Consider the following 24581-nt stretch of genomic DNA (forward strand, 5'->3'; position numbering starts at 1 on the left):
ACCATCACTCCTTTCCGTCCTGGGTCGGTTTTGTATTCGGGTTGTGTAGCTGGAACAACACATTGATTTTCTGCTCGAGCGTCAGTTCGACCATCGGGTTGCTGCGTCGAAGCAGTTTCGTCAATTGATACTTCCGTTCCCGCAACATTGCCTCATCCGGGGCATAAAAAAAGAGGAGATAATCGCGATTGGTGCGATGCTCCTCGAGGTAGATCAATTCTTGCTTCTTCTTTTGCAAAAACGGATGATAGGCGGCGTTTTGATTTTGCCGAAGCTGTCGTTCGATGCGCTGTTTCTGTTTCTCCAAATTAAGCGGTGTATTGAGCGGAATCACCTTCAACGGATGAATATATGCCTGCAACAGATAGGCGAGGGAGAAGATATCATGGTCCTTCTCCGTCTCGGACAACCCGTAGATATCCTTTGAAGTCAGCTGAATGATGTCGCAGAATGTCCCGTCCTGCATCTCGAACCCATCGAGCGCCGTGGCATCAATGATTGGTAGCAGAGAGGCGACAGAAGGCGGGATCCGGATGCGTTTTTCCTTCCGTGTTGGAGGTGTCGTCAATTGCATCTCATCGAGCCAAGTAATGTCTGTCGTCGGAATTGTTTTAGATCGTTTCTCTTCCGATAAACTCATGCCATCACGCTCCTTTCGATCCGTCCTTACCGTCTGTCAATGCGATATACGTGTCTTTCTTCTTCATCAGCGCGTAATAGAGCACGTGAATCATCCGTTTCTCTGGATTCGTCGTTGGGCGGATGACGAGGAAGAGTCCGAACGCGACCAGGAAGAATGTGAATGGAAGATGTAAGGCGTCCGGGATGAACGGCAGGGCAATCAACCGGACGATGATCAAAGCGACGAGAAACAGTAAATCATAGAGATAGAGCATCTTATTGATCTTCAGCTCGGTCGTGACTTCGTTCGGAATCCGGTACTGGCGCTGTTGCATGGTCTCACTCCTTTTTCGGGTCTAGACGCGGGACATCGGTCGAGTACATACGGGAAGATTCTGACGTCACGCGTGTCTGTGTTTGTTCGACATGCTTGAGTTCTTTTTGTGTCGTGGTCTCGAGTGTCTGATAGATTGACTTTCGTTGCCGCTGTGTTCCGGATGATGTCTCTTGCGACTCATTGATAGAAGGTGAAGAATTGCTCGCTCCTGAAGAGGAGATAGTAGGTGTTTCGTCTTCAGGTGTGTTAGAAGAATGTGCAAGTACATTAGGTTTCATGTCAGATGTTGATCCTGAGTGAACAGAAGTCGGACTAGGTGCACGAGATCCAATGGGTTGTTTCGACGATGAAGTAGGCTGTGATGCGACAGTTGTTTCAGAGATAGTGAACGCATTAGGTGATGTAGCTGGTTGTTCCTTCATCGATCCATCGGGCACCTTCGATTGTGCAACAGGTGTTTGCGATGATGGCGGAGTAGTCGCAAGTGATTGTGGTGAGACATCGTCCAAACGACGTGGCATGGACTCTTTTGATGTTGTTGCAGTCGGACTCTCCGAACTCGTGTCGTGCGTCGATAAATCAATTGATTCAATGCGTTGGTTCTCTTGTCCGGTTAATTGTGAAGTGCGCTCTGGTGCTTGCGAACGTATTGGCACACTATCGGACGAACGATCCGGACGCCCCGTCGGTGTGCCACCACCTGATGGAGGATTCGGTGGTAACTTTGTGCTAGCAGCTTCTGAGGCGGATGGAGTAGGGCGTGATGTCCTCTTTATCGTCTGTCCAGCGACACGAGCTCCGACTTTTGCCGTACCTTTCCCAACAGCATACGCACCAAGTGCGACACCCCACCCGCGTTTCAGACCCGCATCGATCCCGAAGAGGCGTTCGACCATGTTCGGTCCATCAATCAAGGCAGCAGAGAAAGCAATCAATGCGATCAAATAGGCAAGACCATCGAGTGTATCAGCAAGATAAGCCGTCCCAATCGTGTAGAGCTTGATCGAGACGAAAATCAAGATAATGACGAGGAATGTATTCAGGATGCTTTGAATGACCTTCTTCGTCTTTTGTCCGCTGTGTAAGTCAGCAGGGGCGACTAAAATCGCTAAAACATAATTAAAAGCCAACTCGAACGAAAGTCGAGCCAGCTTGTAGGCAATCGAGAAAAGAGTGAAGCCCATCACGCCAAGCGTGACAAGGATCGTCAGCCAGTTCGGATGATAGCGATAGTAGTACTGGTTGTTCCATTCAACACCGCTTTGATCAAGTTCGCCTAACACAGCCTTTTGTCCATCCCATATTACAAAACTCTCAGAAAGTTTAACTCCTGTGTCAGATAGTGAAAAATCATTTTGATTAAATACCTCATTGACTCTCAGGTTTTTTACTAACGATTCAGGAATGTTGTTCATTTTTTCTTTCTGATCAGCTACTTTGAATTCTTTTTTGTCGTAGAGTACTAAGTCATGAATGTTCTGAAGCAAAATTTTATTTGAAATCGTAGAGTCATTTTCGCTATACAGATCGCTGGACTTAGTTTGAGCAATCGCTTCATCAGAAAAATCATTCACTTTTATCATGGTCGGGGAAAGTAACCCAAGAATTAATAGTGTGATAAATAAATTGATCAAGAATCCTTCACGGTCAAATTTCTTTTGGAAAATGATCAGATAGCCTGTAAATAAAAAGCTACCAGCTAAAAGAACGTACAAAAAAGGTTGAATCGTCTGAACGAATTCAACCACTTCTGGATTATTAAAGAATGTCTTTGTTAACAGGATAGTGTTCGTTACTTCTTCCAATCCATCAATTATGACAGCAAGTCCCCGAACTAATATCCATCCAACAGTCCTTAGCGCATCATTTACAAGATTACTGAGATTAAAAACATCCTCAAGGTCTTTGAACTTTGAAATTAGCTCGGAATCTGTCATAAGATTCACTCCTTATTAACTGTTCTGATCAATAAATTTTTCGACTTCATCGTTCAGTTGAGTTCCAGTAAGAACATTAATATTTAATTCGTCTTGTACTTTACCATCCTTAATGAAGTACAGACGCTCTCCTTTTAATTCGGATGTGTATTCGAAAGTATCTCTATTAACTAATTCTTTTCCATCAGGTTGGAATGTATTGTACATCTTTACTGATGTGTTCTTTTCTTCAGAGATATTTTTAATCTTATTGACGTAACTCTCGAATTCTCCATCAGTTTCTTTTACGACTAATAAAATACCGTCTTTTTTACCATTCATCATCTTATCAACTTCAGAATCTTTTATCTGAGTTAATGTATTCTTCGACGTTTCTTCACTACAACCGACCAAAAGTAACGCAGAGGAAATCAATAGTCCGGAGAGTACTCGTTTCGCTTGCATGCCTCCACCCCTTTTCCTATGATGACACCTGTTCCGGATCCGTTAAATCACCATTACTGACGTGAACCCGGAAATCGAATGTGTCTATAAGCGTAACAGTTTTTCGGTCGCCTGAGTCTGGGTCTTCTTCCTCAAATACGACGAGGAATCCGTCCCGGGTCTGGATATTCAAGACTTCACCGCGGCGGAGACGCTTTTTATTCTCCTTGATGATGGTTGCGATGACGCGAAGTTCACGCTGGACGCGTTCCGTGCGTGTCAGTTCTGTCATTTGATGCCCTCCTTAGACGCCATGACGAAGTTTCTCGAGTCGTTTGCTGATGATCGTCTTCAAGAAATGGCGCTGGTTGTCGGTCACAGGAATTGTCTTATCTAGGATGCCTTGTTCGAACAGATCAATCGGTAACGTATCGTATTCTGTCGTCTCGAAGATCGAGCGCAGGATTTTCGGCTGCAGGACATCGCAAACGCGCCATTCTGTTTCATTTGTTCTCTCCTCATCTGTCTCATTAATCTTGGAGGCAACTGAGGCACCGAGATGAAAGGAGACACGAAGCGTATTCAGGTCGAGATGCGCATGTGCACAGGGAATGACGAGGTCGTTGATGGAACGGTCCGTGTTGAAGTCATCCGCCAAGTATTCATAGCGGTATTTCATCGCCGTCCGTCCGGTCAGGAACAGGGGATAAGACTGGATCCGATTCTGTTGTTTGTCTTGCCGCTTAATGACGCGGATAATCAACATCTCGCCTTCTTTCAGTCCCATCACTTCGGTTGCCGTCAGCAAGCGCCGACCATCGACATTCTCTGTCTTCGACTTCGAGAGAGAGAACGTCTGTCCGGAACGCGACTTCGTGACGATCGTCTGCTCCCCGAGCTTCTTCGAAATCAATTCTGCCGTCGACTCATCTGCTGTCAGTAGGTAGTGCGTGTTTCCACAGTTCCCGTCGATCGTCTTCCAATCCTCCCCGTAGAGGTTCTCGAGTTGTGCGTAGGACTGGATGACGAGGTTGAAGCGAATGTTCCGGCCGAGACAGACGGTGATGATGTTCGCCATCCCTTCAATCGCTGGCATGTTCCCAAATTCGTCGAGCAGGAAGATAACCTGGCGTTCACACCGTCCGCTCATCGCTTGCGAGGCGACGCGAGCGAGGGAGGTATAGACTTGTTTGACGTACAGTGAGGCGATGACATTTAGTGTTGGATCATAGTCCGGAACGATCAGGAACACGGCGACGGGGCGCGGATGCTGACGAATCTCCCGGATGTCGATTGGTGCATTCGTTGTCCAGTCGAAGACACCGTCCGCCTCGTCTCTCCAACCTGAGAGTGACACGGTGTACTGCCGTCCTTCACTTTCTACGGTGATATCAGTATCCACTTCGAGGTTTTCTTCGTGATGGAGTACAAAACTCCCGTCGTCGTCCGTCGTCAAGGCGAGTTGTTTCCCGCTTGGAAAGTGGAACGTCAACCGCGACAAGGGAAGGGCACGTCCACGAATCCAACGATTGAAACCAATCAGTTTCATATCCAGTGAGTTCTGTGCCGTTAAACGTGCCGTCGCATCAAGTGTAAAGATCCCGAGCTTGGCGTTAGTATTAGCGAGGATGCTCGCGCGCGTCTGCCCGCCGGAGAAATGAAGTGTCGCGTACTGCATACGTGCCGGATGATTCTCCGGAAACGATGCGAAGAAGGCGTCGAGTGCCGATTGTTCCTGTCCCATTCCATCGATGACTGTGCGTGAACCGAGATCGGATAACATCAAAGCGACATTATACATCGTGATCTTTTTCGGTTCATGTTTTGCTTGTTCGCATAATCCGAGAATCAGGGCGGTACAGAGGTCCGTCGAGGAGTTGCTCCAGAACGGATCCTTTGCCTTCGGGTCATGGTAAAGCATGTAGGCGACCGAACGGGCATACTGTTGGGCAAGGGAGTAGTTCTCGTCCAAATACGCGTCGATCGTCAGCTGCAACAGGTTATAGGACATCGATTGCGACGGGTTCATCAGGTTCAGGACCTCGACCTGATAGCCGCGTGCTTCGAGTGTCTCTTTGGAGGCGGCGAATAGTTCACCCTTCGGATCATTGATGATCAGGCTCGCTTGGCGTTCGGCACGACTGTAGAGATCGATCGTCGAGAAGACGAACGTCTCACCCTTCCCGGATCGGGTCGTCCCGATGACGAGATTGTTGACAGCACTGTCATCAATGTAGAGACGATCACGATAACGACCGATCGGGACACCACCAGATCCGCTATAGGTCTCTTTACGGTCCGGAACATCGCGATACTGCTGTTTCAGCTCTTGGAACGTCGTGAAGCGGGCACTTCCTTTTTGTGCTGCTTTGAGATCGCGGAAATTGAGCCAATACTTCAATAAGAGAAATCCTCCTAAGAGGAAGCAGACACCGAACAAAGCGAAAGCGAAGGAGGTCGACCAGGCAAGCGTCGTCCACCAATTCGGATCGTATTGTAGCGGGGATCCGGTCGTCAACTTCCCATCCTGAAAGAGATTTTGGACTGTCTGCTGCAGGAACTGAAACGCCACATTGAGTACTAAGAACAATACGATGGGTAAAGCGATCAAAAAGGCAAGACATCGCCATAGCCAAGCGGATGTAACGAGAGAACGAAGTGAGAAATTCATCATTATTTCAGTCACCACACTTTCACTAAAGAAGTGAAGACGCTTGTCGTTGCTTCGCTTCGAGCGACTCGTTCAGTTTTTCGAGTTCTTTCTTATCTTTCTTCTCTGATAACTGGCGCTTTTGATCCTCGAGTGCTTGAATCTCTTCGTCCAGTTGGATGAGTGTTGCTACTTGCTGTTTCAATTCTTCGTTGTGGACCGCCTTGACGCTCTCTTGTGCTTTCGTCACATCTTTTAATGCGATGTAAGCGCGTGTTTTGGCTTCCTGACGAGCTGTCGTCATCTCGACGCCCGGAAGCGAGACGGCGCGTTTATAGTCTTTCTGCAAGATAGCAAGATCGAATGTTCCTTCGTCCGTCGGATAAACGGCTTGGAAGGCTTGTAACGTCTCCTGACGCTTCGTCGCAAATTGTTTCGACTGCATGATGATCGTCTCGACATCGATTGGATCCTTCGTCACGGAGACCGCTTGGTCGTAGTCCTGTTCTTCGACATACTGCGTAATCAGGAATTGCTGTTGTTCATCGTTCAACGACTTTCGTTTTTCGAGTCGTTCGACGAGTGGACCCGTCTCTCCCGTCAACGCTGCTTCATACAACGGTTGCCAATCTGACGTTTCCGCTTGGACGCCGCTCGGTGGAGCCGGCTGCACGAGTTGGACAACGGACAACGCACCGAGGAGTAAGAGACTCACACCACTGACGCCATAGACGAGACGACGTTGCCCGCGACGTAAGCGGGAGACGTGTGTCGCATCCGGCTGTTGCTGAATCGCTGACGTCATCATCGTCTTGTAGGATTCCGGCGTCAAACGTTCCAAGTTCTCGAGCAACAGAATCTTTTTCGTCGCATCCTCCTTTCGGATTCGAATGCGTGGGATCCGGTCTTTCAGCTGCAAATAAAGATTCGGATAGGTCGGGTCACCGAACTGGAACGTCCCTTTGTAGACGAGTCGGTCAGCATCATCAAAAATCCGGAACTCGCTCGCAAACCGTTCGTTCGCTTGTTGGGCTTCTTGATGAACTTGCGTCGATAATAAAAGCGCCTCCTCATAAGGGAGACGCTCATAGTTCGGAAAGGCTTCTTTCGGTATATCCGTGAAACGGACAAAGAGCATATATTCTCCTCCTTTGAAGCAAGACATCGTAACGAAGGCAATAAAAAAAGCCATCCAATTTGGAATGACGGTCTGTTCAATCACTTGTTCAATTAGAATTTGATATTGTCGTTGACCATCTCAGCCAGCGTAAAGGCACCCATGACGATGATCAGACCGACGGCACCCCCGACGAGCCAACCGACCGCTTTCGAGCGTCCACGATCTCCCCCGAAAATGAAGTAGAAGCCACCAACTGCGAAGGCGATAGCTGCCGCGATGACAGCGAGTCCTTGAAAGAACTGGAGTAAGCTGAGTCCTGTCTCATTCAATCCCATCTGTTTTCCTCCTCTCAATCCCGTGACACGGATGCAGGCGATGTGAAGTTCAGTTTTGAATCGAGTGCTTCCAAGATCAGTTCCTGGTTCTCCTGGATGACGAGCTGATGTTGGGCGTCGAGCCAATCCTCATAGTCTTTTCCTTGGATCCGGAGCAACTTCTCGGCAAAGGTCTTATTCTGCTTTTGTTCACGTGTCGGCATAACATACACTCCTTCCTTGAGCTCGATGCGCAGCAGCACATCCTTAAGGACAGTCGGAGTCGAGCAAGACGGTGGGTTTAGAGCACGTTCCCCCCACGAACTCTAATGTCCGGTACCGGACATTTGTCTAGGGTTTTTCGCTGACCCTCAACGGATACGTGACCTGTGGGCGAGTTTTAGGCGACTCTCGCCGAACCATTTCTGCGTATATCCCGCTCAGCCGGTCACTCGTGAGGGACACGCCAATATATGCTTGGAAGGACTGTCCTTAGCGATATGCTGCTACGCTCATTAATTCTTCTTATCATTTCTTCATGTTATTTCATAAGTAAATACGTAATCATAGATGGTTTACTGATGAACGAGTTTACGGCGTGAAACATGGATTAATTCGTCATCTGGATGCTTCCGTTTTGCGATGACTTGATTCTCTCCGACGACTGTCCGAATACGGTAATAGATCTGCGATATTTCTTGTGTCTCCTTACTCTCTTGTTCGATGGCAATACGTCCATGTAGTTGATAGATCTTACCGTCAAACGTGCGAACGGAATCCGCAAGCGGAAGTTCAGCCAAATCGAAGCGTTCTTGCTTCAGGTTAGACCAATTCCGTTTCTTCTCCGTCCTTAAGTCGAATTCATCCCAAGGGATAGATCCTAGCGTCTGCTCACAGGCTGTCGCGAGTATTTCGACGTCGAGAATCGAAGGGATAGAACGACTTCTTTCATAGGCGCTGATGGTCGCCTGTGAGATTTCGCCGTACGTTCTCTCCGCCAACTCTACCTGACTCCAACCATGTTCCAGACGCTCGCGCCGTAGCCACTCTCCGAATCGGTACATATACATGCTCCTTTCCTTCGAGAACTTCATTATGACAATGTCTTCCTGGTGATAGTTAGAATATAGCAGATTATTCTGTCAATTCAATCGCTATTTCGATGTGTCAAACATGTTACGAGTGTCGAATTTTGACGATACAGGTGATAGCAATAGCTTCGTGCGTTTAGTATATCGACGGAGAGGGATTGTGTCTTCAAAATGTAAACTATTTCATTCGGCAGGTCTTGAAAGGATTTAGGTTTAAGATGAGCCATAAAATTGATTTTTTGCATGTCACGAAATCCATATGTTACATTTTATATATTAACATAATTAATTTTCGCCATAAGTCTGTTTGCGTGTTTCATGACTGACAGACACTCCAAACTTATCCATCGAGGAGGAACATCCATGCAAAAGTTTAAATATTATGCGGTCATCATTCCTGACTTGGAGGATGGAGGCTATTTAGTCCAATTTCCTGATTTAGAGAATGTGTATACCGACGGAGAGACACTACTAGAAGCCGTCAAACATGCTGAAGAAGCACTCGAGTGCATGTTGGAGGTGATGATCGACTACAATGACAAGTTCAACTCGCCTAGCCCTGTTTCAGAGATCACAATCAAGGAAGGCGAGAGTCTTATTGCTGTTGAGGTTAGTGTCACGCCGAAAGGGACAAAAGGGGATTTTAGAAAAGAATTAGTGGATGAAATTTATACTGAAGATGAAGCATGAGAGACTATAATCATTAAATCACCTGAAATCTCATAAGATCTGATAAGGCACTAGTCTACCATTTCCATTCACGGAAAGTGGTAGACTAGTGCCTTGTTTTACGACTAATCCAAATTTGCAGCATCGTTTGCGTTCATCTGAGGTAGCCTAATTATTATGGTTAAGAATACAAATTTTCGAAAGCAAAAACGTCAAAAAACAGTACCTTATAGACACTGAATTTTTAAATTTCAATGTTTATAAGGTATGTACACTCTTACATTTTAGTTAATGAAAAAATCTTCATTTATTATTGTAGTAGTCATATTAGTTTGTTTAACCAAAAATGTAGTAAGTTCTTCAGGATTTTTATTTTCAATAATCTTCTTAAATGTATTAACATTCACTTCGAAACCTTCAAAATAAGTACTTATATATTCACTGTTACCATGAATTTTTAAATATTCTTGATAATCTTTTGTTTTTAATTTCGCATCAATTTGTACAAGTAACGATTTCCAATTTTTTCTTCTTTTATTATGAAGAGGCTTTTTAGTTCTTAGCTCGTCAATTTCTTCTGCATCTATTTGCTGAATAAATTGATTGATTTCCATTTTGTATTTAACAAGTTCAGTCCTTTGAGATTTATCCAAGTTCTTTAATATTTTTTGATTGTACTCAATATAGCGCTGTTTTCTATAATGAAGCTTTCCTTCATCTAGATTCTTTTGTTTATGATCTTTTACTAATTTGTTTGCACCTACTGCTACGTTATAAGCCGTCCGCGTGTGTTTCAATGCTTTTGGACCATGTTTAATTGCAAAATCTGCTATAGGTTTTATTGGCAAAGCCATATTTATTCCTCCTGATTTAATTTGCTATATAACCAAAAAGTAATGAATTTATACAATAAAAAGATTGAATTTTTAAATAATATTCACTTTATTAATTTTAATATATAAACCTAGCATTAACAATAATATATTCGTCAATACCAGATTATTTGTAACCGATTTCTTTTTAAAGTTTTTAATAACCATAACATCACAAAAAAATATTTTTGTTTTAAATCTACATGTAGACGCAGGTGGGAAAGATTGATATTCTTTTAAGTATTAAGTGATAAAGGAGCAATGATCATGGCGACGAAACTAGATTTGTCTCAACGCAAAGCAATCACGGTTACGTTCGGAAACTTTAAAGGTGGTACCGGTAAAACGACCAATAGTACGATGTTAGCTTACGCGCTTGCCAAAAAGGGTTACCGCGTCCTACTGTGCGATCAGGATCCGCAAGCAAATGCCACGGCACTGTTTTTAAAGACCAAATCAATGCTTGAAGATGAAGTGTTTACGTTTGAACAGACGTTAATGGCTGCTATGCAAGAAGGCGACTTAAGCAAGATCGTTACTGAGATTAAAAGTAATCTTTATTTACTCCCTTCTTTCAGCGATTTCGCTCAATATCCTAAATTTCTTGAGAAAAAATTTGAGAATGAAGTCGATCGTATTACATATCTCTCGACATTGCTTGAGCCATTAAAAGATGATTTTGACTTCATCTTTATTGATGTGCCGCCAACGATCTCTATCTATACTGATGCTGCTCTCTACGCATCGAACTTTGTTGTGGTTGTCCTGCAAACGCAAGAACGTAGTCTACAGGGAGCGGAAGTCTTTACACAATACCTTCAGGACCTATTAAATGACTATGATACGGACTTTGATGTTCTAGGCATCTTACCTGTCCTTCTGAAAAACGGAGCTGCAGTTGATCTTGCCACTCTCGAGAGTGCTAAAGAGATCTTCGGAGAGAACAATTTGTTCGAAGGGGTCATTAAAAACATGGAACGCTTAAAGCGTTATGATGTCGAAGGAATTAAAGAAGATGATATGCACGATCGTCGTGTCATGAGCACATATGATTCAGTGGCTGATGAATTTTTATCACGACTTGAGTATGAATTAGCTTATGCAGAACAAGAGGTGGAATAAAGAATGGCGAATAATCAAAATCAACCTCAAAGAAAGCGTCTACTTGAGCGTAAATCAGTGGCTACACCACAGAAGACTTATTCTCCGGAAGACGCAGTAGTTGAGAGTAATCCAATTGAATCAAAAGAAGAGGCAACTCAATCCAAGCGTAAAAAGACAACACAACGAGCAGTGACAAATGGAAGTACAACCGTTCGTGTGTCCACAAACACTAAAAATCAATTGGCTGCGCTGGTTACGATGGGAATGGGAGAGTCAGTTGACGCAGTCATTTCGACGTTCATTGACGACTACGTCGAAGGTATGGCGAGTGATCAGAAAAAAGAATACCAAATTCTGAAAGACATCATGATGATGAAAACGCGCAAATCATAAAAGAGACTCTGCTGAGAGTCTCTTTTTTTAGGAAAAAATAACACTAAAAACTGATCAGTCCAAACACGTCTACATGTAGACGCATCTACAAATCTACAAATCTACATGTAGACGCATCTACAAATCTACAAATCTACATGTAGACGCATCTACAAATCTACAAATCTACAAATCTACATGTAGACGTTTCGTTTTTTGAATCCATTGGTACGTAAGGGGTTAGAGGATGTCTGATGACATCTACATGTAGACGCATCTACAAATCTACAAATCTACAAATCTACAAATCTACATGTAGACGCATCTACAAATCTACAAATCTACATGTAGACTAATCTACAAATCTACATGTAGATTCTAAACCTGATCTTATAAAAAAACCTGTTGTGAAGCCGTTTTTTTTATGAAATGATACAGATAGTTGTAAAGCAGAAAGCATCTCTTCACGCAAAAAAATCTGATAACAAAGGTTATCAGATCCTTGATGCAACTGACCCGCCAGTCAGGAGTGCATCGATTAAACATCGCGAGCAGCACAGAAAAAAGATTCAAAAAATAACTCTTTACGACGTGAAAAAATTCACGCTTCGTTGAGGGCTCTTTCTTATGCACTGAAGTTAACTTCAGTGTAGCATGACGCAATTTTAGAGACAATTCTTTTTCGACATAAAACCAAATCATAGATCAATCAGGAAGGAGGAAGACGAATGGAGTCTTTACGTCAGTTGTATCGTGATCAGTTAACGGAAGCACCAAAGCGCGCGTCTCAAAAAGAACAAAGCGGTCCAAGCAAGCATTTAGGCTGGGTCTTTGTTTGCAATGACTTCGCGCAGCCAAAAGCAGTTCGTACATATAGCTCATTGTTTCAAGCTCAAGCATCGACAACGTACTTCACACCGAATACCTTTTATCGTAACGATCAGCGTCATGCAGGAACGTTACGCTGGCTAAATGCGCTTGTCATTGATATTGACGTCAAGACTACCAAGAACGCTGGCATGATCTATCCAGATGTGATGGAGATGGTCACAACAGCAGGTCTTCCGACTCCTTCTTTGATTGTTCAAACGCCATCAGGTGGCTTCCACGTATACTGGTACCTGGCGGAGCCACGTCGTGCATTTCCAAAAGTCGTAGAACATTATAAACGGATTCAACAAGCGATTGCTGAAGAGCTGTCAGGTGATCTACAAGCTGTAGGTGCTGAACGGTGGTTCCGTTTACCGACGCCTCAAAACACTGTACATCGGTCTGCAGAGCGTGTTTCTTTTGATGCGCTTTGTGATTGGTATTCGGAGCGCAATGAAGAGCTATTACATCAACGAAAAGTCATGGTACGTAAGCAAGATATGATGCAACATCCTGCGATCCAGTCTCTCCTTCAGGGCGTTGAGCAAGGACGACGTGATAATACATGCTATACCTTGGCATTAGCTTTCAAAGCGACAGGATACTCAGAAGAAGATACACAAATCTATTTGTATGCTTGGAATGAACGGAATATACCGGCTATGCGTCAGCTTGATGTCAAGCGAAAGGTTAAGAGTGCCTTTAAAGAAGGCGCACCACTTGGTCCTTCTGCGTACTGGATTGAGACACTGTCTGGAATGGAGTTTAAATATCAACTTTGGGAAGGTGCAAAGCCGCGAGAAGAGCGTACATATAGTCATTTAGAAGAGTGGAAAGAAGACGTCCTATCTATTTTAAGAGAAAATGGAGGGGTTCTTTGCGGTGCACAGCGTGATATTGCCAAGATGATCTGTTCTTCAGTGGACGACTCAAAAACTTTATCTTATGCGACGTTTAAACGAGTAATTGAAATTTTGATTCAAGAACGATTGATTGAGAAGATAGTAGAAGGAAATGGTCGTTCGGCATGTACGACCATCAGAATGGTGAAAAGGAGCAACGTTTTACATATTAATACAAAAAAACCTTATTTTAATGGGCTCAACTCGTATACACTATTAGATAGGGTGGTTGGATGGTCTTTTCGTACAGTACTTGAAATAAGTAACCGGCCTGTTAATAGAGGAGGATGTTTTTATGAAGATAGCGGTTGAAAATTTTAGGAGTTTTGAACGTACTGGTTTTTTAGCGACTTCTGATTTAAATATTTTTATTGGAAAGAACAGCTCTGGTAAAAGTAGCTTATTACGTTTATTTCCTTTGATGAAGCAAACTCTTGCTAATGAAACCAGTCAACCATTTTTATGGTATAGCCCTGATTATGTTGATTTTGGTGAATATGAGGATGTTATAGGCTCCGATAAATCTAAGCCAATTACGTTTAAATATGAGTTTCGCTTATCAGCGCATAGCTTTTATAACTCTCAACATTTGTTCTCAAACTTAAATAATTTTACATATTCGAGAAAGCTTCAGATTGATGAATACTTAAATGAAGTTCTTTCTCTTACTGACTGGAACGTTAACTTTCAAATTTCTACTAAGAAAGAATATGTCTCTCAGATCAAATTTAAAGTAGAAAATGTAGACATTTTAATAAACTTAGACAAGGGAACGCTATTATCATTTTTTATTAATAATTCATTAATTTATGATAATGAGAGAGATGGGAATGATGAAATTATCATCTCTCCTTTAAAAAGAAATCTTGTTTCTGTCATTGATGCTGTAAGGGTAAGAAATCATAGTTTGTTTCATATGAATAGTGAGTTTGATCGTAATACAGTTGAATCTAGAATATTATTTAGTCATGTATTTATTTATCCAGAGATTTTAAAGTTATTATCTAGTCTATTTAGTAACTTAGGAGTGAAGTATCCAGAGGTTAATGACGATTTAGTAAAGATGATTTTTATAGGTGACTTTTTAGTATTAAAAAGAGAACATCTTATAAAAAGGTTTGAACAATTCTTAGATGAAACTTTTTTTATAAATTTGTATTCAGATCGCAAATATACGGAGTCTCATTATAAGAAGTTAGATGAAATAGTTGATTTATTTATCTCTTCTTATATTAATGAGTTTTTAGTAGCTGTTGATACTCAACTTCAAAATTATTTTTCAAAAGTGAAATATATAGCTCCTTTAAGAGCAACTGTCCAAAGATATTATCGAATGCAGGGTATAGCTCTTTCTGAAATGGATGCTTCTGGAGCTAATCTTCCTATGATACTTGCGAATATGAGTCCAAAATCATTTGAGAGTTTTCAAAAATGGACTATGATGCACTTTGGATTTTCAATTATTCGAAAAAGAAGTCATGGGCACATTTCAATTTTTATTAAATTTGAAAATCAAGAAGCAAGAAACATTATTGATCTAGGATTTGGATACTCTCAGCTATTACCTATCATAGTTGAATTATGGAATACATCTAAAGTTGACGATTTTAAAAAAATAAGTGATAGAAGTCCACTTACGATTGTTATCGAACAGCCAGAACTGCATCTTCATCCAGCCATGCAGTCTGATTTTATTGATGTATGTGTAAATATAGTTCAATTTAATAAGTCTAATAAAAATAAAAGAAAAGTTAATTTTATTATTGAAACGCATAGTGAAACATTAATAAATAGAGTAAGTGAATCTATAAAAAAAGAAAAATTAGAACATGAGTCTGTCACTGTCAACGTAGTAAATATTGATAGTGATTATAAATCATCGGTTAAATCTATTGGATTTGACGAAGACGGTGATTTATTAGAATGGCCAATCGGATTTTTCTCAGCGGAGCCTATTGAATATGATTATAAATATTGATAAAGGGTTAATTAAATATGTACTTAAAAATAAATTAGAAAATGATACAAATCTGATTAGATCTATTAATAACTTTCTGAAAATCAGTGATGAAAAACAGCATTTGGTTATTATTGATTCAGTTTTAATTGATTTTCTACTTCAAACTTTCAATACTAAACTTGATGCTAGTAGTTTAAATGAATTGAATAATCTTAAATTGAGAGAACCAGCAGCTAATAAAATATATTTGAGATCTTTTCCGCTTCACGTAAACGTCACAGCGAATGAGAGTATAAAAGAAAATGAAATTAAAGTAATTGATAACAGTTACTATAATACTGGAAAAATCTTCGAAGTGAACATTTACTCTTTATGTAAGTATAATTTTTTGGGTAATAATGTAACTATATTATCTGAGAACGATAAAGATGTTAAGTTTTATTCTCAAATCGGTATAAAATATTTAATTGAAAACTTTCAACATTTTATTGCAAATGATTTTATTGTCGACCCTGGGTATGGAGGGAATATAGAAAATTCGATTAGAACATCAATTCAAAACAGACAAAAAACGCTAGTTATTTGTGATACAGATAAAAAGTCGGTAAATCACCCTATTAAAAGTAAAAGTACATTGGATAAAGCTATAAGTGCCTATAACGAGTATAAACATGATAATTTTATTTATTTAATTTCTTTAGATGCACACGAAAAAGAAAATCTTATTCCGGTTAGTTGGTTAAAAGAAGTTAACAAGCATACAACTAATTGTGTAAACACCTCCGGACTAGAACAATGCTCTTTTAACGACCGATTACTTTATTTAGATTTTAAAAAAGGGCTAACTAAAAAAAAATATGATGAAGATATGTTGATTAAAGAATATTTTGATCCGGCAATAAGTAATTTAGAAATTGATTTAGATGAGTTGAGTGAAGAAGATTTCATTTTCTCAAAAATTGCTAACAATGATTGGGACAAATGGGCAATTAAAATTTTAAACAGTAAAAAACTATCTGATTTTCCAGGGTACTTAAGATCAAATATTGATAATATAGGTATTCATGTAGCATGTTGGTTAGTTGGTGGAAGACGAGATACTAGCCAAGCAAAACGTTATATTGTTTCATAAATGTACTAGCGATACTTAATTGGTATCGCTAGTTTTTAAATATTTGTAAAATGTAGAACGAGATATTTGTAAAGTATTAACAATATCTTCAACTGTCATTTTTGCATCATACATCATATATGCTCGATTAAGAATATCTTGATCAATTCTCTTACGTCCTCCCAAACGTCCTCTAGAACGAGCGGCCTTAAGACCAGCGTTGGTACGCTCTCGAATTAATTCGCGTTCCATTTCTGCTAAGCCAGCCATCATAGTAAAAAAGAGTCTTCCCGCTGCAGTCGAAGTATCGACTCCTAATGTAGTGATCTGCAAATTAATATTGCGTTCTTTCAAATCATCAATTAGTTCTAATAACTTCTTTGTTGTACGTCCAAGTCGATCTAATTTCCAAACAACTAACGTATCTCCCTCTCTCAAATACTCAAGACACTTTTCAAATTCCGTTCGCTTCTTTACGCTGGACACTTTTTCTTTAAAAATTTTTGAACAACCAACTTTTTGTAACTCGTCCAATTGCATTTCTAGATTTTGATCTAGTGTTGATACGCGAGCATATCCGATTTTTGTCATAAGACACCTCTTTTGTGTGTTTTCTCATCAATAATACCAAAAAACATACATTGATAAAAAGATAAGAAAAAAGACAATTTTGTATAATTAAAAAGGGCTTTCTATAGCCCTTTCAATTATTTGTGAATTAAACTTCAATAATGTATGAAAAACGGTCGTTTTAAAAACAAAAAAAGAAAACTCACATATTTCCTCAGATGTGAGTTCTACCTGTCTTATTTATAGATATCACGACGATGCCCGATCTCGAGAATCAAAATCACGACTTTTTCATCTTGAATGTCAGCAATCAGACGATAATCACCGATGCGATAACGCCATTCACCCGATCTGTTCGAGACGAGTCCCTTGCCATGAAGACGCGGATCATCCGTCCCGACCAGATTCTTCTTGATCCAGGACATGATGATCCGCGCTTGTTGGGGATCCATCTTTTTGAGAGACTTTTGAGCTCCGCGCTCAAACGCTACTGTATATGCCGTCATTCTAAATCAAGTTCTTTCATCATATCGTCGAAAGAAATCGCTTCTGATTTTTTACGGTGTGCTGCCATGGAATCATGATAGAGTTGTAAATCGATTTCATCTTCGATACGATCGAGGACGGCATCGCGAACGAGTGTAGAAATCGTGATGTTCTTTGCTTTCGCATATTCCTTGATGAGTCGTGTATCTTGATCATCTAGACGTACGGAAATGGTACTCATGATTATCAGCTCCTTTGTAATACATTGTAATACATATTCCGGTAGTAGTCTAGAAATGGCACCGATTTAAAATAGGATTGAACCTGTTATAACTAGTATGAAAATGATGAATAGGTATGAAAAAAGAAAGGCTGCTGTATCGCATGCCTTTCTTTTTGTATAGGACGTCGCACACGCTGAAGTATACGTCATGAGCATCATAAATACACGGAAATACTATACAACGCAGCGAAAAATAATGAGATCGAGACGCCTAATCCAAGATAGAGGGTCTTGATGGAGTCTTGGGTTGATCGGATGACGTACACCAACAATCCCACGAAAAGGAGGCTGATTGCCATCAAGAAGAGGGATATCATGGTCGGCTCGAACCGGATATCAGAATAGGTGAAACGCAAGCTAGGGAAAAGAAACCCTGACAGTGGACCAGCCCCGCTGGATTGAAGTGTATCCTTGATCGAGTGAGGGGGTTCCTGTTGACCGAGCCACGCAGTCGCTGTGAAGAGAAGCAGGATCAAGATGCCTTCCATGCGCATCCGCATCCGTCGGACTTCAAACGATCGTTCAGGAGACGCGTAACTCCACTTCCCGTTCAGGATACCGATGATCAGCACGGGTAGAATCAAGACGTGTTTCCAGAGTAAGGCTTGTCCATACGGTAAAATCCAGGAATCGGAATACTCCTCTACCTGCACGACGACAGACATCAGATAGATGCCGGAACCGACGATCAGTAAGAAACATAGCGTCACGAGTGGTTTGAACCATTCGAGGACGATGCCCCAGTTACGGTCTGATGGACTCCAAAAGCCGAGTATGAGCAATCCACCGGTCCAGACGAAGACGGCGAATGCGTGAACGGAATGTACGAGCATGCCTTCTGCCCCTTTGATGCTAGAGGCGTGCCCGGACCACGCGAACGTAACGACCATCGCCATAACAAGGAATACCCCTAGTTTTATACGGCCAGGACTGAGTGATGCACGATTGATGACGATGAGAAGGAGTACGCTCCAGAGAGCCATCAGAATCCAAGCGTTCCCTGCCTCGAATGTAAGTAACACGGATTGCAGTGTTATCCAAAAACCGATCTCTTCATATAAATACAGTACGATTCGTAAGACGGACAGGGAAAAGGATAACAGCATCAGCACGATGAGCATGCGAACCCAGCGGATTGAAAGCGATACGTCAGGTCGGTAAGAACGAGGGATGAGCTGGACGGAAAAGAAACCGATCAACAGCGCAAGACAACCGTAGAGGAGCGTATCGCCGATCAGATAGAGCGCGGTCATCGCTTCCGCCCCTTCCCGATAAATCAGATCAGCTCGTCCAAACATTCACCGTTTCCGGGATGGACTGTAGTAGCTGTGCTAAGACGATCGAACAACACTTTCAAAAGATGCAAAATGTCCAGACCGTCACAGTTTCGTTTGCCCGTGGGGAGATGGAAATCGACCATCAGCTGGATGCTCGACAAGTCCAAAGCGAGCTGAACAAGATCGGTTTCGATGGATACGTCAAGGGAAAGAAAACGTCCGAGGCACCGGTCCGGTCGTTCGAGGGGATCTACTTGATCCTGTCCGGGATTTTGATTGGTCTGGGATTGCTCATCCAAACGAGCGGAGTAGCGTATCTTCCGAATGTTTTGTACGGTATCGCCTTGATCCTCAGTGGGGGGAGAGTTTTCCGGAGTGCCTATATTATGCCGTCCGTGCCCGCTCACTCGACATGAAAGTATTGATGAGCGTAGCAGCCATCGGTGCCGCATGTATCGGGGAGTGGCTCGAGGGAGCGACCGTCGTCTTCCTCTTTGCCATCGGCAATTTGCTTCAGAATCGCTCCCTTGCGCGGACGCGCAATTCCATTCAGAAACTGATCGAACTGTCTCCGAAGGAAGCCTTCGTGCTGACGGACGGGGACGTTAGACGTAAACCGGTGGAAGCGGTGCGAGTCGGAGAAATCCTCCGGATTCGACCAGGTGATCAGGTTGCACTGGACGGCACGATCCTGAACGGGACGACGACCATCAATCAAGCACCGATCACGGGCGAATCGATTCCTGTCGATAAGAAGGAAGGCGATCACGTATTTGCCGGAACGCTCAACATGGATCGTTCGTTCGACATGATCGTCGAGAAGACGTATCAAGAGACGACGCTTGCGCACATCATTGAACTGGTCGAGGAAGCGCAGGATAATAAAGCACCGAGTGAAGCGTTCATCGATCGTTTCGCGAAAGTGTATACACCGTTCGTCTTCCTAGGTGCATTGTTGCTGATGATCGTCCCACCTTTACTCCAACTTGGTAGTTGGGGAGAGTGGTTCTATAAGGGGTAGCGTCAGGAAAATGCGGATTTACAATGCTAAGGAAATTCCCATACTAAAAAGCCAAATTTCTCAACATCAATTGAGAAATTTGGCTTTTTCCGTTGCTCAGTTAAAGCGTCCTTTAGTTGTATATTTCCTGTTAATATCCCTTTTGAAGCATAACATTGTTTTCAATGATCGCACCCGATAGTTGACGCCCATTTTAGAACCTATTCTTTGATTTTCAATAAGCGTAAACTGTTTAATGTTACAAGTAAAGTTGCTCCCATATCAGCAAATATAGCTATCCAAAGTGTTAACCAACCGGGCATGACCAAAAGTAATGCCACTAATTTAATCGCCAAAGAGAAGGTAATGTTTTGCTTGATGATTGCTAAAGCCTTACGGCTTAATTTTATTGTATATGGCAATTTACTCAAATCATCAGACATTAAGGCGATGTCAGCCGTTTCTAAAGCTGTATCAGTTCCAGCACCACCCATTGCTACACCAACGGTAGATGCCGCAAGGGCTGGAGCATCATTCACGCCATCTCCGACCATCCCCACACTTTGATGTTTTTCTCGAAGTTCTTTAATAAAATTAAGCTTATCTTCTGGAAGTAAGTCAGCTTTAATATCCGAAACACCAACTTGTTTTCCGATGGCTGTTGCCGTTCTTTGGTTATCGCCTGTTAGCATCACTGTTTCGATTCCCATATTGTTCAACTTGCCGATAACTTCTTTAGACGATTCCCTCATTTCATCGGCTACGGCAATAAACGAAAGAATTTCTTTTTCTGTTCCTAACACCATCACCGTTTTACCTTGAGTTTGCATATCGGCAATTTTTTCTTTCCTATCGCTTGAAATGCTTCCGTGTAATTCCTCAAAAAGATTTGGACTTCCCACATAATACATTTCATTATTTATTTTGGCTTTAACGCCTTTACCTGTAATGGATTGAAAATCCTCTACTGTTACTTCGTTGAATTTTAATCCATTTTCTTCTGCTTTTCGCATAATCGCTGAAGCAAGAGGGTGCTGTGATCCTTTTTCAATGGCTGCTGTTATGGTCATTAATTCATTTTCATTTCTACCATATGTCACAATGTCTGTTACAGCAGGAATCCCTTTGGTTAATGTTCCTGTTTTATCAAAGGCTATCGCTTTTAAGTGTCCTGCTTCTTCTAAATGGATACCACCTTTAATTAAAACACCATTTTTCGCTGCATTTCCTATTGCTGTAACCACAGCAACTGGAGTTGAGACTACTAAGGCACAAGGACAACCAACCACTAATACAGCTAAGCCTTGATAAATCCATTGGCTCCAGTCTCCGCCAAATAATGGTGGAACTACCGCAATTAAAAGAGCTAGTATGACAATAGCTGGTGTATAGTATTTTGCAAATTTATCGACAAACGCTTGAGAAGGGGCCCGTTCTGCTTGGGCTTCTTCTACCAAGTGAATGATTTTTGAAAGAGTAGTATCTTCAACTCGTTTTGTTACTTTAACCTCAAGTAACCCTTCTTCATTCAAGGTTCCTGCAAATACTTCATCATTTGTGGTTTTCGTTACTGGAACACTTTCACCTGTAATCGCAGCCTGATTTAATGTCGATGTACCTTTAACCACTATTCCATCCATTGCTAACTTTTGACCGGGCTTAACAATCATGATGTCTCCAACTTGAATATCATCAACATGAATCATCATTTCTTCATTGCCTCGTCGAATTAACGCTTCTTTTGGGGCAATATCCATTAAAGATTCAATAGATTGACGTGCTTTATCCATTGAATAACGCTCTAATGCTTCACTAATCGCAAATAGGATAACAACGGTTGCCCCTTCACCCCATTCACCAATGATTGCAGCTCCTATAATTGCAATAGTCATAAGCGTATTCATATCGAAATTTAATCTGCTTAGATTTTTGAGACCTTTAATGAATAACGAATATCCACCGATTAAAATGGACGCTGCATAACCAATTGTCGGTAGAACATGCTCTTCACCATACTGCTCTCCTAAGAACCAGCTAACTACAAGTAAAAGAGCTGATATATATACCTTAATGTTTTCTTTCTGCTTCCAAAAAGGTTCTCGTTCTACCCTTTGTTCTTTTTCATCTCGAATTTTTAAATTTTCAAATGCTCCTGCTTTTTCTAATTCTTCAATGGTTGTCGTCCCTTTAACATAAACTTTAGATGCTCCGAAATTTACTTTCGCATCCTGAACACCGGAAAGTTCTTTAACATTATTTTCAAAAATGGCTGCACAGTTAGTACAAGTAAATCCTTGAACACGATAGGCTTTCATTTCTTCTTCAGACAGTTTTGCTTTCCCACTAGACATTGATCTTCACCTCTTTCTTATGTGCCAATGCAATTATCATAATTTGTCTGATATGCTCATCATCTAATGAATAAAATGCAAGTTTTCCCTCTTTTCGAAACTTAACAATCCCTTGCTTATGGAGCGTTCGCAGGTGATGAGAGGCATTTGCAACCGTAACACCTATAATATTTGCTATATCACACACACACAATTCGTCATCTTGACATAAAGCATAGGTAATTTTTGCTCTATTTTCATCTGCAATAGCTTTTAACATTTGGGCAACACTAGAAATATCTACTGTCTGTAAATTACCTTGTATTCGATTGACCTTTTCTTCGTCATAACAATAAATTTCACAAGTATCTTTCTTAATCACATTCTCACCCCAATATCATTCAAGTGTTTATTTGAATAGAGTATAACCATTTTTGATAATTCATTCAAGTGTTTATTTGAATGAGTAAAAAAATTCATAAAAAAAGAATTGGAGTACCCAATTCTAATAACAAAATAACCAAACTGCATAAGACTTTAAGTACATAACATTATCTGGCCAATTAATGGAATAGGACTGAACTATTTGTTCTCTTCCGATAGCTTTCTATATAATGAAGCCCTAGACACATTTGTAATTTCACAAATTTGATTTACAGTCATATTTCCTTCTTTATATAGCTTTACTGCATAATTCATTCCCGCATGATTTTTATGATATTTCTTTATCCGACCTTTAAACTTTCCTTCTTTCTTAGCCAGCTCAATCCCTTCACGTTGACGCATACGGATAAGATCTCTCTCTAACTGGTTAACACCAGCCATTACTGTAATTAAGAATTGGCTGTATGGATTATCCTCTGATAAATCTAGCCATGTATCCTTGAGTGATTTTAAGCTGGCTTTTTTCCTTCGTATGTAATCGATCAATTCAAATAAATCTTGTGTACTACGAGTAATTCGAGTTAAATCTGTAACATAAATGGTGTCACCATCTTGTAAGTCCTCTAACATTTTTTGAAGTTGCTCACGTTCCTTCGTTGCCCCAGAAACTTTTTCTTCGTATATAATATCCATTCCGAATTCGCTTAGCTGCTGAAATTGTCTTGAAGGGTTTTGACTAGTTGAACTGACACGTACATAACTAATTTTCCGCAAAATATCACCTCACTTTTGAGACAAGTCTTATGAGACGCTAGATCACAGCAATCCACTTCAAAATAAATGACTTGATGAAGTCGCTTCAGATCATAGAAAAACCCTCATTTCGACGTCGAAATGAGGGTTTTTCTATGATCTGAAAAGATGCTGTCTTAGGACATCCTCTCTTCTTTTTTTAGGTTACAAATAGTTCAATGGGTTGACACTATTCGCTGCAGAATAACTGCTGTATTTATAACTGTTTTTATGAATCTCAAAGTGTAAATGATTTCCGAACGAGTTTCCTGTATTCCCAACTGTTCCAATCTTCATACCTTTAGAGACTGTCTGACCACTTTTTACCGAAAGACTATTCATATGAGCATAAACGGTTACGTATTTTTGATTCTTTAGACTATGTGAAATCATAACGTGTTTACCATATGCACCGCTGTTTTTAGAGGTAGTGACTTTTCCACTCGCAGAAGCATAGACAGGTGTGCCTTTTGTTGCAGCTAGATCAACGCCATTATGGAATGTATAACCGTAAGCGCCATTAGATTTTCCGTATCCTTGGGTCAGCCTCCCTTTAGTAGGAGAAGCAAAAAGAGACTCATTATACGTCATTTTTTTTGCAACGTGGCTCTTATATTTTTTTAGGTAAGAACTATAGATATACCGTGTGTTCCCTTTGTAAAGTACTTTTGTCCAAGCTCCTTTTTTTCCTAAATAAGAAAAAGTCTGACCAGTGTTAGTCACGCCGACTATATTGTAATTGAGAGAAGGACCAGTCCGAACACGGAGATTGTCTGTCTTTACTTTTACTTTATATGCACTACTTGCTTCAACTTTTGGGCTATGCATTGAAAAAGTTGTTGTGAGTAAGACGCTAGAAGCGATAAGTATTACCTTGTTTTTCATTAGTTGTACTCCTTTAAAGATAAAGATACGGTGACAAACGATTTGTTAAAAGGAGTATAGCATCACTATATTACAAAAAAGTGTATCAAATTCATTTCAAAAATTGATACGAGATTTAATCAAAAAATGCATAGATTTTTCACAAACAGATTTTATGATTAAAATTAAACACATTTCTTTTTTATACATCTTAAAAAAAGATTTATTTTTTAGAGTTCGGG

The 24581-nt window shown here is 41.1% G+C and carries 27 protein-coding genes; 8 read left to right on the plus strand and 19 right to left on the minus strand.

The features are described 5' to 3' along the window. Positions 1-4: 4 nt before the first annotated feature. The 10 genes from KNQ18_RS16585 to KNQ18_RS16630 all read right to left on the minus strand — a co-directional run bounded on the left by KNQ18_RS16585 (position 5) and on the right by KNQ18_RS16630 (position 8466). Entirely contained in the window at positions 5-640 is a 636-nt protein-coding gene (locus tag KNQ18_RS16585) for a hypothetical protein (protein WP_215085643.1), read from the minus strand. Positions 641-644: 4 nt separating this feature from the next. Next, positions 645-956, minus strand: coding sequence for a DUF5592 family protein (locus KNQ18_RS16590; RefSeq protein WP_029343412.1), 312 nt, complete (start codon positions 954-956; stop codon positions 645-647). Between the two features lie 4 nt (positions 957-960). Then, positions 961-2895: a pLS20_p028 family conjugation system transmembrane protein gene (locus KNQ18_RS16595; protein WP_119924057.1), complete on the minus strand. Its 1935-nt coding sequence runs from the start codon at positions 2893-2895 to the stop codon at positions 961-963. Between the two features lie 15 nt (positions 2896-2910). Beyond that, positions 2911-3339, minus strand: coding sequence for a hypothetical protein (locus KNQ18_RS16600; RefSeq protein WP_119924056.1), 429 nt, complete (start codon positions 3337-3339; stop codon positions 2911-2913). A gap of 16 nt (positions 3340-3355) precedes the next feature. After that, positions 3356-3610: a hypothetical protein gene (locus tag KNQ18_RS16605; RefSeq protein WP_133208770.1), complete on the minus strand. Its 255-nt coding sequence runs from the start codon at positions 3608-3610 to the stop codon at positions 3356-3358. Positions 3611-3622: 12 nt separating this feature from the next. Beyond that, positions 3623-5992: a VirD4-like conjugal transfer protein, CD1115 family gene (locus tag KNQ18_RS16610; RefSeq protein WP_215085645.1), complete on the minus strand. Its 2370-nt coding sequence runs from the start codon at positions 5990-5992 to the stop codon at positions 3623-3625. Between the two features lie 22 nt (positions 5993-6014). Further along, entirely contained in the window at positions 6015-7106 is a 1092-nt protein-coding gene (locus tag KNQ18_RS16615; RefSeq protein WP_215085647.1) for a hypothetical protein, read from the minus strand. A gap of 92 nt (positions 7107-7198) precedes the next feature. Further along, on the minus strand, positions 7199-7423 hold the full coding sequence (locus tag KNQ18_RS16620; RefSeq protein WP_050678812.1) for a hypothetical protein: 225 nt from the start codon (positions 7421-7423) through the stop codon (positions 7199-7201). Positions 7424-7437: 14 nt separating this feature from the next. Then, positions 7438-7626 (minus strand): hypothetical protein, encoded by a 189-nt coding sequence (locus KNQ18_RS16625; RefSeq protein ID WP_215085649.1) that lies wholly within the window; start codon positions 7624-7626, stop codon positions 7438-7440. Positions 7627-7977: 351 nt separating this feature from the next. Next, on the minus strand, positions 7978-8466 hold the full coding sequence (locus KNQ18_RS16630; protein ID WP_215085651.1) for a helix-turn-helix domain-containing protein: 489 nt from the start codon (positions 8464-8466) through the stop codon (positions 7978-7980). Positions 8467-8856: 390 nt separating this feature from the next. Here KNQ18_RS16630 and KNQ18_RS16635 point away from each other — a divergent pair, with 390 nt between their 5' ends. Beyond that, positions 8857-9183: a type II toxin-antitoxin system HicB family antitoxin gene (locus tag KNQ18_RS16635; RefSeq protein ID WP_215085653.1), complete on the plus strand. Its 327-nt coding sequence runs from the start codon at positions 8857-8859 to the stop codon at positions 9181-9183. Between the two features lie 263 nt (positions 9184-9446). Here the strand turns inward: KNQ18_RS16635 and KNQ18_RS16640 are convergent, their stop codons facing one another. Then, complete coding sequence (locus tag KNQ18_RS16640; protein ID WP_215085655.1) at positions 9447-10016, minus strand: hypothetical protein; 570 nt, start codon at positions 10014-10016, stop codon at positions 9447-9449. Positions 10017-10301: 285 nt separating this feature from the next. Here KNQ18_RS16640 and KNQ18_RS16645 point away from each other — a divergent pair, with 285 nt between their 5' ends. The 5 genes from KNQ18_RS16645 (at position 10302) to KNQ18_RS16665 (ending at position 16374) form a co-directional block, all read left to right on the plus strand. After that, positions 10302-11156: a ParA family protein gene (locus KNQ18_RS16645; RefSeq protein ID WP_119924048.1), complete on the plus strand. Its 855-nt coding sequence runs from the start codon at positions 10302-10304 to the stop codon at positions 11154-11156. A 3-nt stretch (positions 11157-11159) separates the two neighbouring features. Further along, positions 11160-11531, plus strand: coding sequence for a DUF5388 domain-containing protein (locus tag KNQ18_RS16650; protein ID WP_035399453.1), 372 nt, complete (start codon positions 11160-11162; stop codon positions 11529-11531). A gap of 707 nt (positions 11532-12238) precedes the next feature. Then, positions 12239-13594, plus strand: coding sequence for a primase C-terminal domain-containing protein (locus KNQ18_RS16655; protein WP_215085657.1), 1356 nt, complete (start codon positions 12239-12241; stop codon positions 13592-13594). Next, positions 13578-15260, plus strand: a complete 1683-nt coding sequence (locus KNQ18_RS16660; protein WP_215085659.1) for an AAA family ATPase — start codon at positions 13578-13580, stop codon at positions 15258-15260. Before KNQ18_RS16655 ends, KNQ18_RS16660 begins: the two co-directional genes overlap by 17 nt. Next, complete coding sequence (locus KNQ18_RS16665) at positions 15244-16374, plus strand: hypothetical protein (protein ID WP_215085661.1); 1131 nt, start codon at positions 15244-15246, stop codon at positions 16372-16374. Before KNQ18_RS16660 ends, KNQ18_RS16665 begins: the two co-directional genes overlap by 17 nt. Before the next feature lie 15 nt (positions 16375-16389). Here KNQ18_RS16665 and KNQ18_RS16670 read toward each other — a convergent pair whose 3' ends face one another. From KNQ18_RS16670 to KNQ18_RS16685, 4 genes are all read right to left on the minus strand, one after another. Then, a complete protein-coding gene (locus KNQ18_RS16670; RefSeq protein ID WP_215085663.1) occupies positions 16390-16944 on the minus strand; it encodes a recombinase family protein in 555 nt (184 codons plus the stop codon). 215 nt (positions 16945-17159) lie between these two features. Next, positions 17160-17429, minus strand: coding sequence for a type II toxin-antitoxin system RelE family toxin (locus KNQ18_RS16675; RefSeq protein ID WP_215085665.1), 270 nt, complete (start codon positions 17427-17429; stop codon positions 17160-17162). After that, positions 17426-17650, minus strand: coding sequence for a type II toxin-antitoxin system RelB family antitoxin (gene relB / locus KNQ18_RS16680; protein WP_026829710.1), 225 nt, complete (start codon positions 17648-17650; stop codon positions 17426-17428). The genes KNQ18_RS16675 and relB overlap by 4 nt, the downstream gene beginning before the upstream one ends. A gap of 197 nt (positions 17651-17847) precedes the next feature. After that, positions 17848-18990: a copper resistance D family protein gene (locus KNQ18_RS16685; RefSeq protein WP_215085667.1), complete on the minus strand. Its 1143-nt coding sequence runs from the start codon at positions 18988-18990 to the stop codon at positions 17848-17850. 14 nt (positions 18991-19004) lie between these two features. Between KNQ18_RS16685 and KNQ18_RS16690 the strand changes: the two genes are divergently transcribed. After that, positions 19005-19385: a cation transporter gene (locus tag KNQ18_RS16690; RefSeq protein WP_215085669.1), complete on the plus strand. Its 381-nt coding sequence runs from the start codon at positions 19005-19007 to the stop codon at positions 19383-19385. An 8-nt stretch (positions 19386-19393) separates the two neighbouring features. Beyond that, positions 19394-19990, plus strand: coding sequence for an HAD-IC family P-type ATPase (locus KNQ18_RS16695; RefSeq protein WP_052019224.1), 597 nt, complete (start codon positions 19394-19396; stop codon positions 19988-19990). A 200-nt stretch (positions 19991-20190) separates the two neighbouring features. Here KNQ18_RS16695 and KNQ18_RS16700 read toward each other — a convergent pair whose 3' ends face one another. The 4 genes from KNQ18_RS16700 to KNQ18_RS16715 all read right to left on the minus strand — a co-directional run bounded on the left by KNQ18_RS16700 (position 20191) and on the right by KNQ18_RS16715 (position 24360). Then, positions 20191-22320, minus strand: a complete 2130-nt coding sequence (locus KNQ18_RS16700) for a heavy metal translocating P-type ATPase (RefSeq protein ID WP_215085671.1) — start codon at positions 22318-22320, stop codon at positions 20191-20193. Continuing rightward, positions 22313-22681, minus strand: a complete 369-nt coding sequence (locus KNQ18_RS16705; RefSeq protein ID WP_053451892.1) for an ArsR/SmtB family transcription factor — start codon at positions 22679-22681, stop codon at positions 22313-22315. The genes KNQ18_RS16700 and KNQ18_RS16705 overlap by 8 nt, the downstream gene beginning before the upstream one ends. A 200-nt stretch (positions 22682-22881) precedes the next feature. Then, the gene (locus KNQ18_RS16710) at positions 22882-23457 is read right to left on the minus strand and encodes a recombinase family protein (RefSeq protein ID WP_053451893.1); all 576 of its coding nucleotides are present in this window, start codon (positions 23455-23457) and stop codon (positions 22882-22884) included. A gap of 183 nt (positions 23458-23640) precedes the next feature. Beyond that, positions 23641-24360: a peptidoglycan DD-metalloendopeptidase family protein gene (locus tag KNQ18_RS16715; RefSeq protein ID WP_029343438.1), complete on the minus strand. Its 720-nt coding sequence runs from the start codon at positions 24358-24360 to the stop codon at positions 23641-23643. Positions 24361-24581 lie beyond the last annotated feature (221 nt).

Origin of the sequence: Exiguobacterium sp. s78 (assembly GCF_018618985.1) — a bacterium.
Taxonomy (GTDB): Bacteria; Bacillota; Bacilli; order Exiguobacteriales; family Exiguobacteriaceae; genus Exiguobacterium_A; species Exiguobacterium_A abrahamii.

Excerpts from the sequence above, each read along its gene's own strand:
- KNQ18_RS16585 (WP_215085643.1), bottom strand. The coding sequence starts at position 640 with ATGAGTTTATCGGAAGAGAAACGATCTAAAACAATTCCGACGACAGAC.
- KNQ18_RS16590 (WP_029343412.1), bottom strand. The coding sequence starts at position 956 with ATGCAACAGCGCCAGTACCGGATTCCGAACGAAGTCACGACCGAGCTG.
- KNQ18_RS16595 (WP_119924057.1), bottom strand. The coding sequence starts at position 2,895 with ATGACAGATTCCGAGCTAATTTCAAAGTTCAAAGACCTTGAGGATGTT.
- KNQ18_RS16600 (WP_119924056.1), bottom strand. The coding sequence starts at position 3,339 with ATGCAAGCGAAACGAGTACTCTCCGGACTATTGATTTCCTCTGCGTTA.
- KNQ18_RS16605 (WP_133208770.1), bottom strand. The coding sequence starts at position 3,610 with ATGACAGAACTGACACGCACGGAACGCGTCCAGCGTGAACTTCGCGTC.
- KNQ18_RS16610 (WP_215085645.1), bottom strand. The coding sequence starts at position 5,992 with ATGATGAATTTCTCACTTCGTTCTCTCGTTACATCCGCTTGGCTATGG.
- KNQ18_RS16615 (WP_215085647.1), bottom strand. The coding sequence starts at position 7,106 with ATGCTCTTTGTCCGTTTCACGGATATACCGAAAGAAGCCTTTCCGAAC.
- KNQ18_RS16620 (WP_050678812.1), bottom strand. The coding sequence starts at position 7,423 with ATGGGATTGAATGAGACAGGACTCAGCTTACTCCAGTTCTTTCAAGGA.
- KNQ18_RS16625 (WP_215085649.1), bottom strand. The coding sequence starts at position 7,626 with ATGCCGACACGTGAACAAAAGCAGAATAAGACCTTTGCCGAGAAGTTG.
- KNQ18_RS16630 (WP_215085651.1), bottom strand. The coding sequence starts at position 8,466 with ATGTACCGATTCGGAGAGTGGCTACGGCGCGAGCGTCTGGAACATGGT.
- KNQ18_RS16635 (WP_215085653.1), top strand. The coding sequence starts at position 8,857 with ATGCAAAAGTTTAAATATTATGCGGTCATCATTCCTGACTTGGAGGAT.
- KNQ18_RS16640 (WP_215085655.1), bottom strand. The coding sequence starts at position 10,016 with ATGGCTTTGCCAATAAAACCTATAGCAGATTTTGCAATTAAACATGGT.
- KNQ18_RS16645 (WP_119924048.1), top strand. The coding sequence starts at position 10,302 with ATGGCGACGAAACTAGATTTGTCTCAACGCAAAGCAATCACGGTTACG.
- KNQ18_RS16650 (WP_035399453.1), top strand. The coding sequence starts at position 11,160 with ATGGCGAATAATCAAAATCAACCTCAAAGAAAGCGTCTACTTGAGCGT.
- KNQ18_RS16655 (WP_215085657.1), top strand. The coding sequence starts at position 12,239 with ATGGAGTCTTTACGTCAGTTGTATCGTGATCAGTTAACGGAAGCACCA.
- KNQ18_RS16660 (WP_215085659.1), top strand. The coding sequence starts at position 13,578 with ATGAAGATAGCGGTTGAAAATTTTAGGAGTTTTGAACGTACTGGTTTT.
- KNQ18_RS16665 (WP_215085661.1), top strand. The coding sequence starts at position 15,244 with ATGATTATAAATATTGATAAAGGGTTAATTAAATATGTACTTAAAAAT.
- KNQ18_RS16670 (WP_215085663.1), bottom strand. The coding sequence starts at position 16,944 with ATGACAAAAATCGGATATGCTCGCGTATCAACACTAGATCAAAATCTA.
- KNQ18_RS16675 (WP_215085665.1), bottom strand. The coding sequence starts at position 17,429 with ATGACGGCATATACAGTAGCGTTTGAGCGCGGAGCTCAAAAGTCTCTC.
- relB (WP_026829710.1), bottom strand. The coding sequence starts at position 17,650 with ATGAGTACCATTTCCGTACGTCTAGATGATCAAGATACACGACTCATC.
- KNQ18_RS16685 (WP_215085667.1), bottom strand. The coding sequence starts at position 18,990 with ATGTTTGGACGAGCTGATCTGATTTATCGGGAAGGGGCGGAAGCGATG.
- KNQ18_RS16690 (WP_215085669.1), top strand. The coding sequence starts at position 19,005 with ATGGACTGTAGTAGCTGTGCTAAGACGATCGAACAACACTTTCAAAAG.
- KNQ18_RS16695 (WP_052019224.1), top strand. The coding sequence starts at position 19,394 with ATGAGCGTAGCAGCCATCGGTGCCGCATGTATCGGGGAGTGGCTCGAG.
- KNQ18_RS16700 (WP_215085671.1), bottom strand. The coding sequence starts at position 22,320 with ATGTCTAGTGGGAAAGCAAAACTGTCTGAAGAAGAAATGAAAGCCTAT.
- KNQ18_RS16715 (WP_029343438.1), bottom strand. The coding sequence starts at position 24,360 with ATGAAAAACAAGGTAATACTTATCGCTTCTAGCGTCTTACTCACAACA.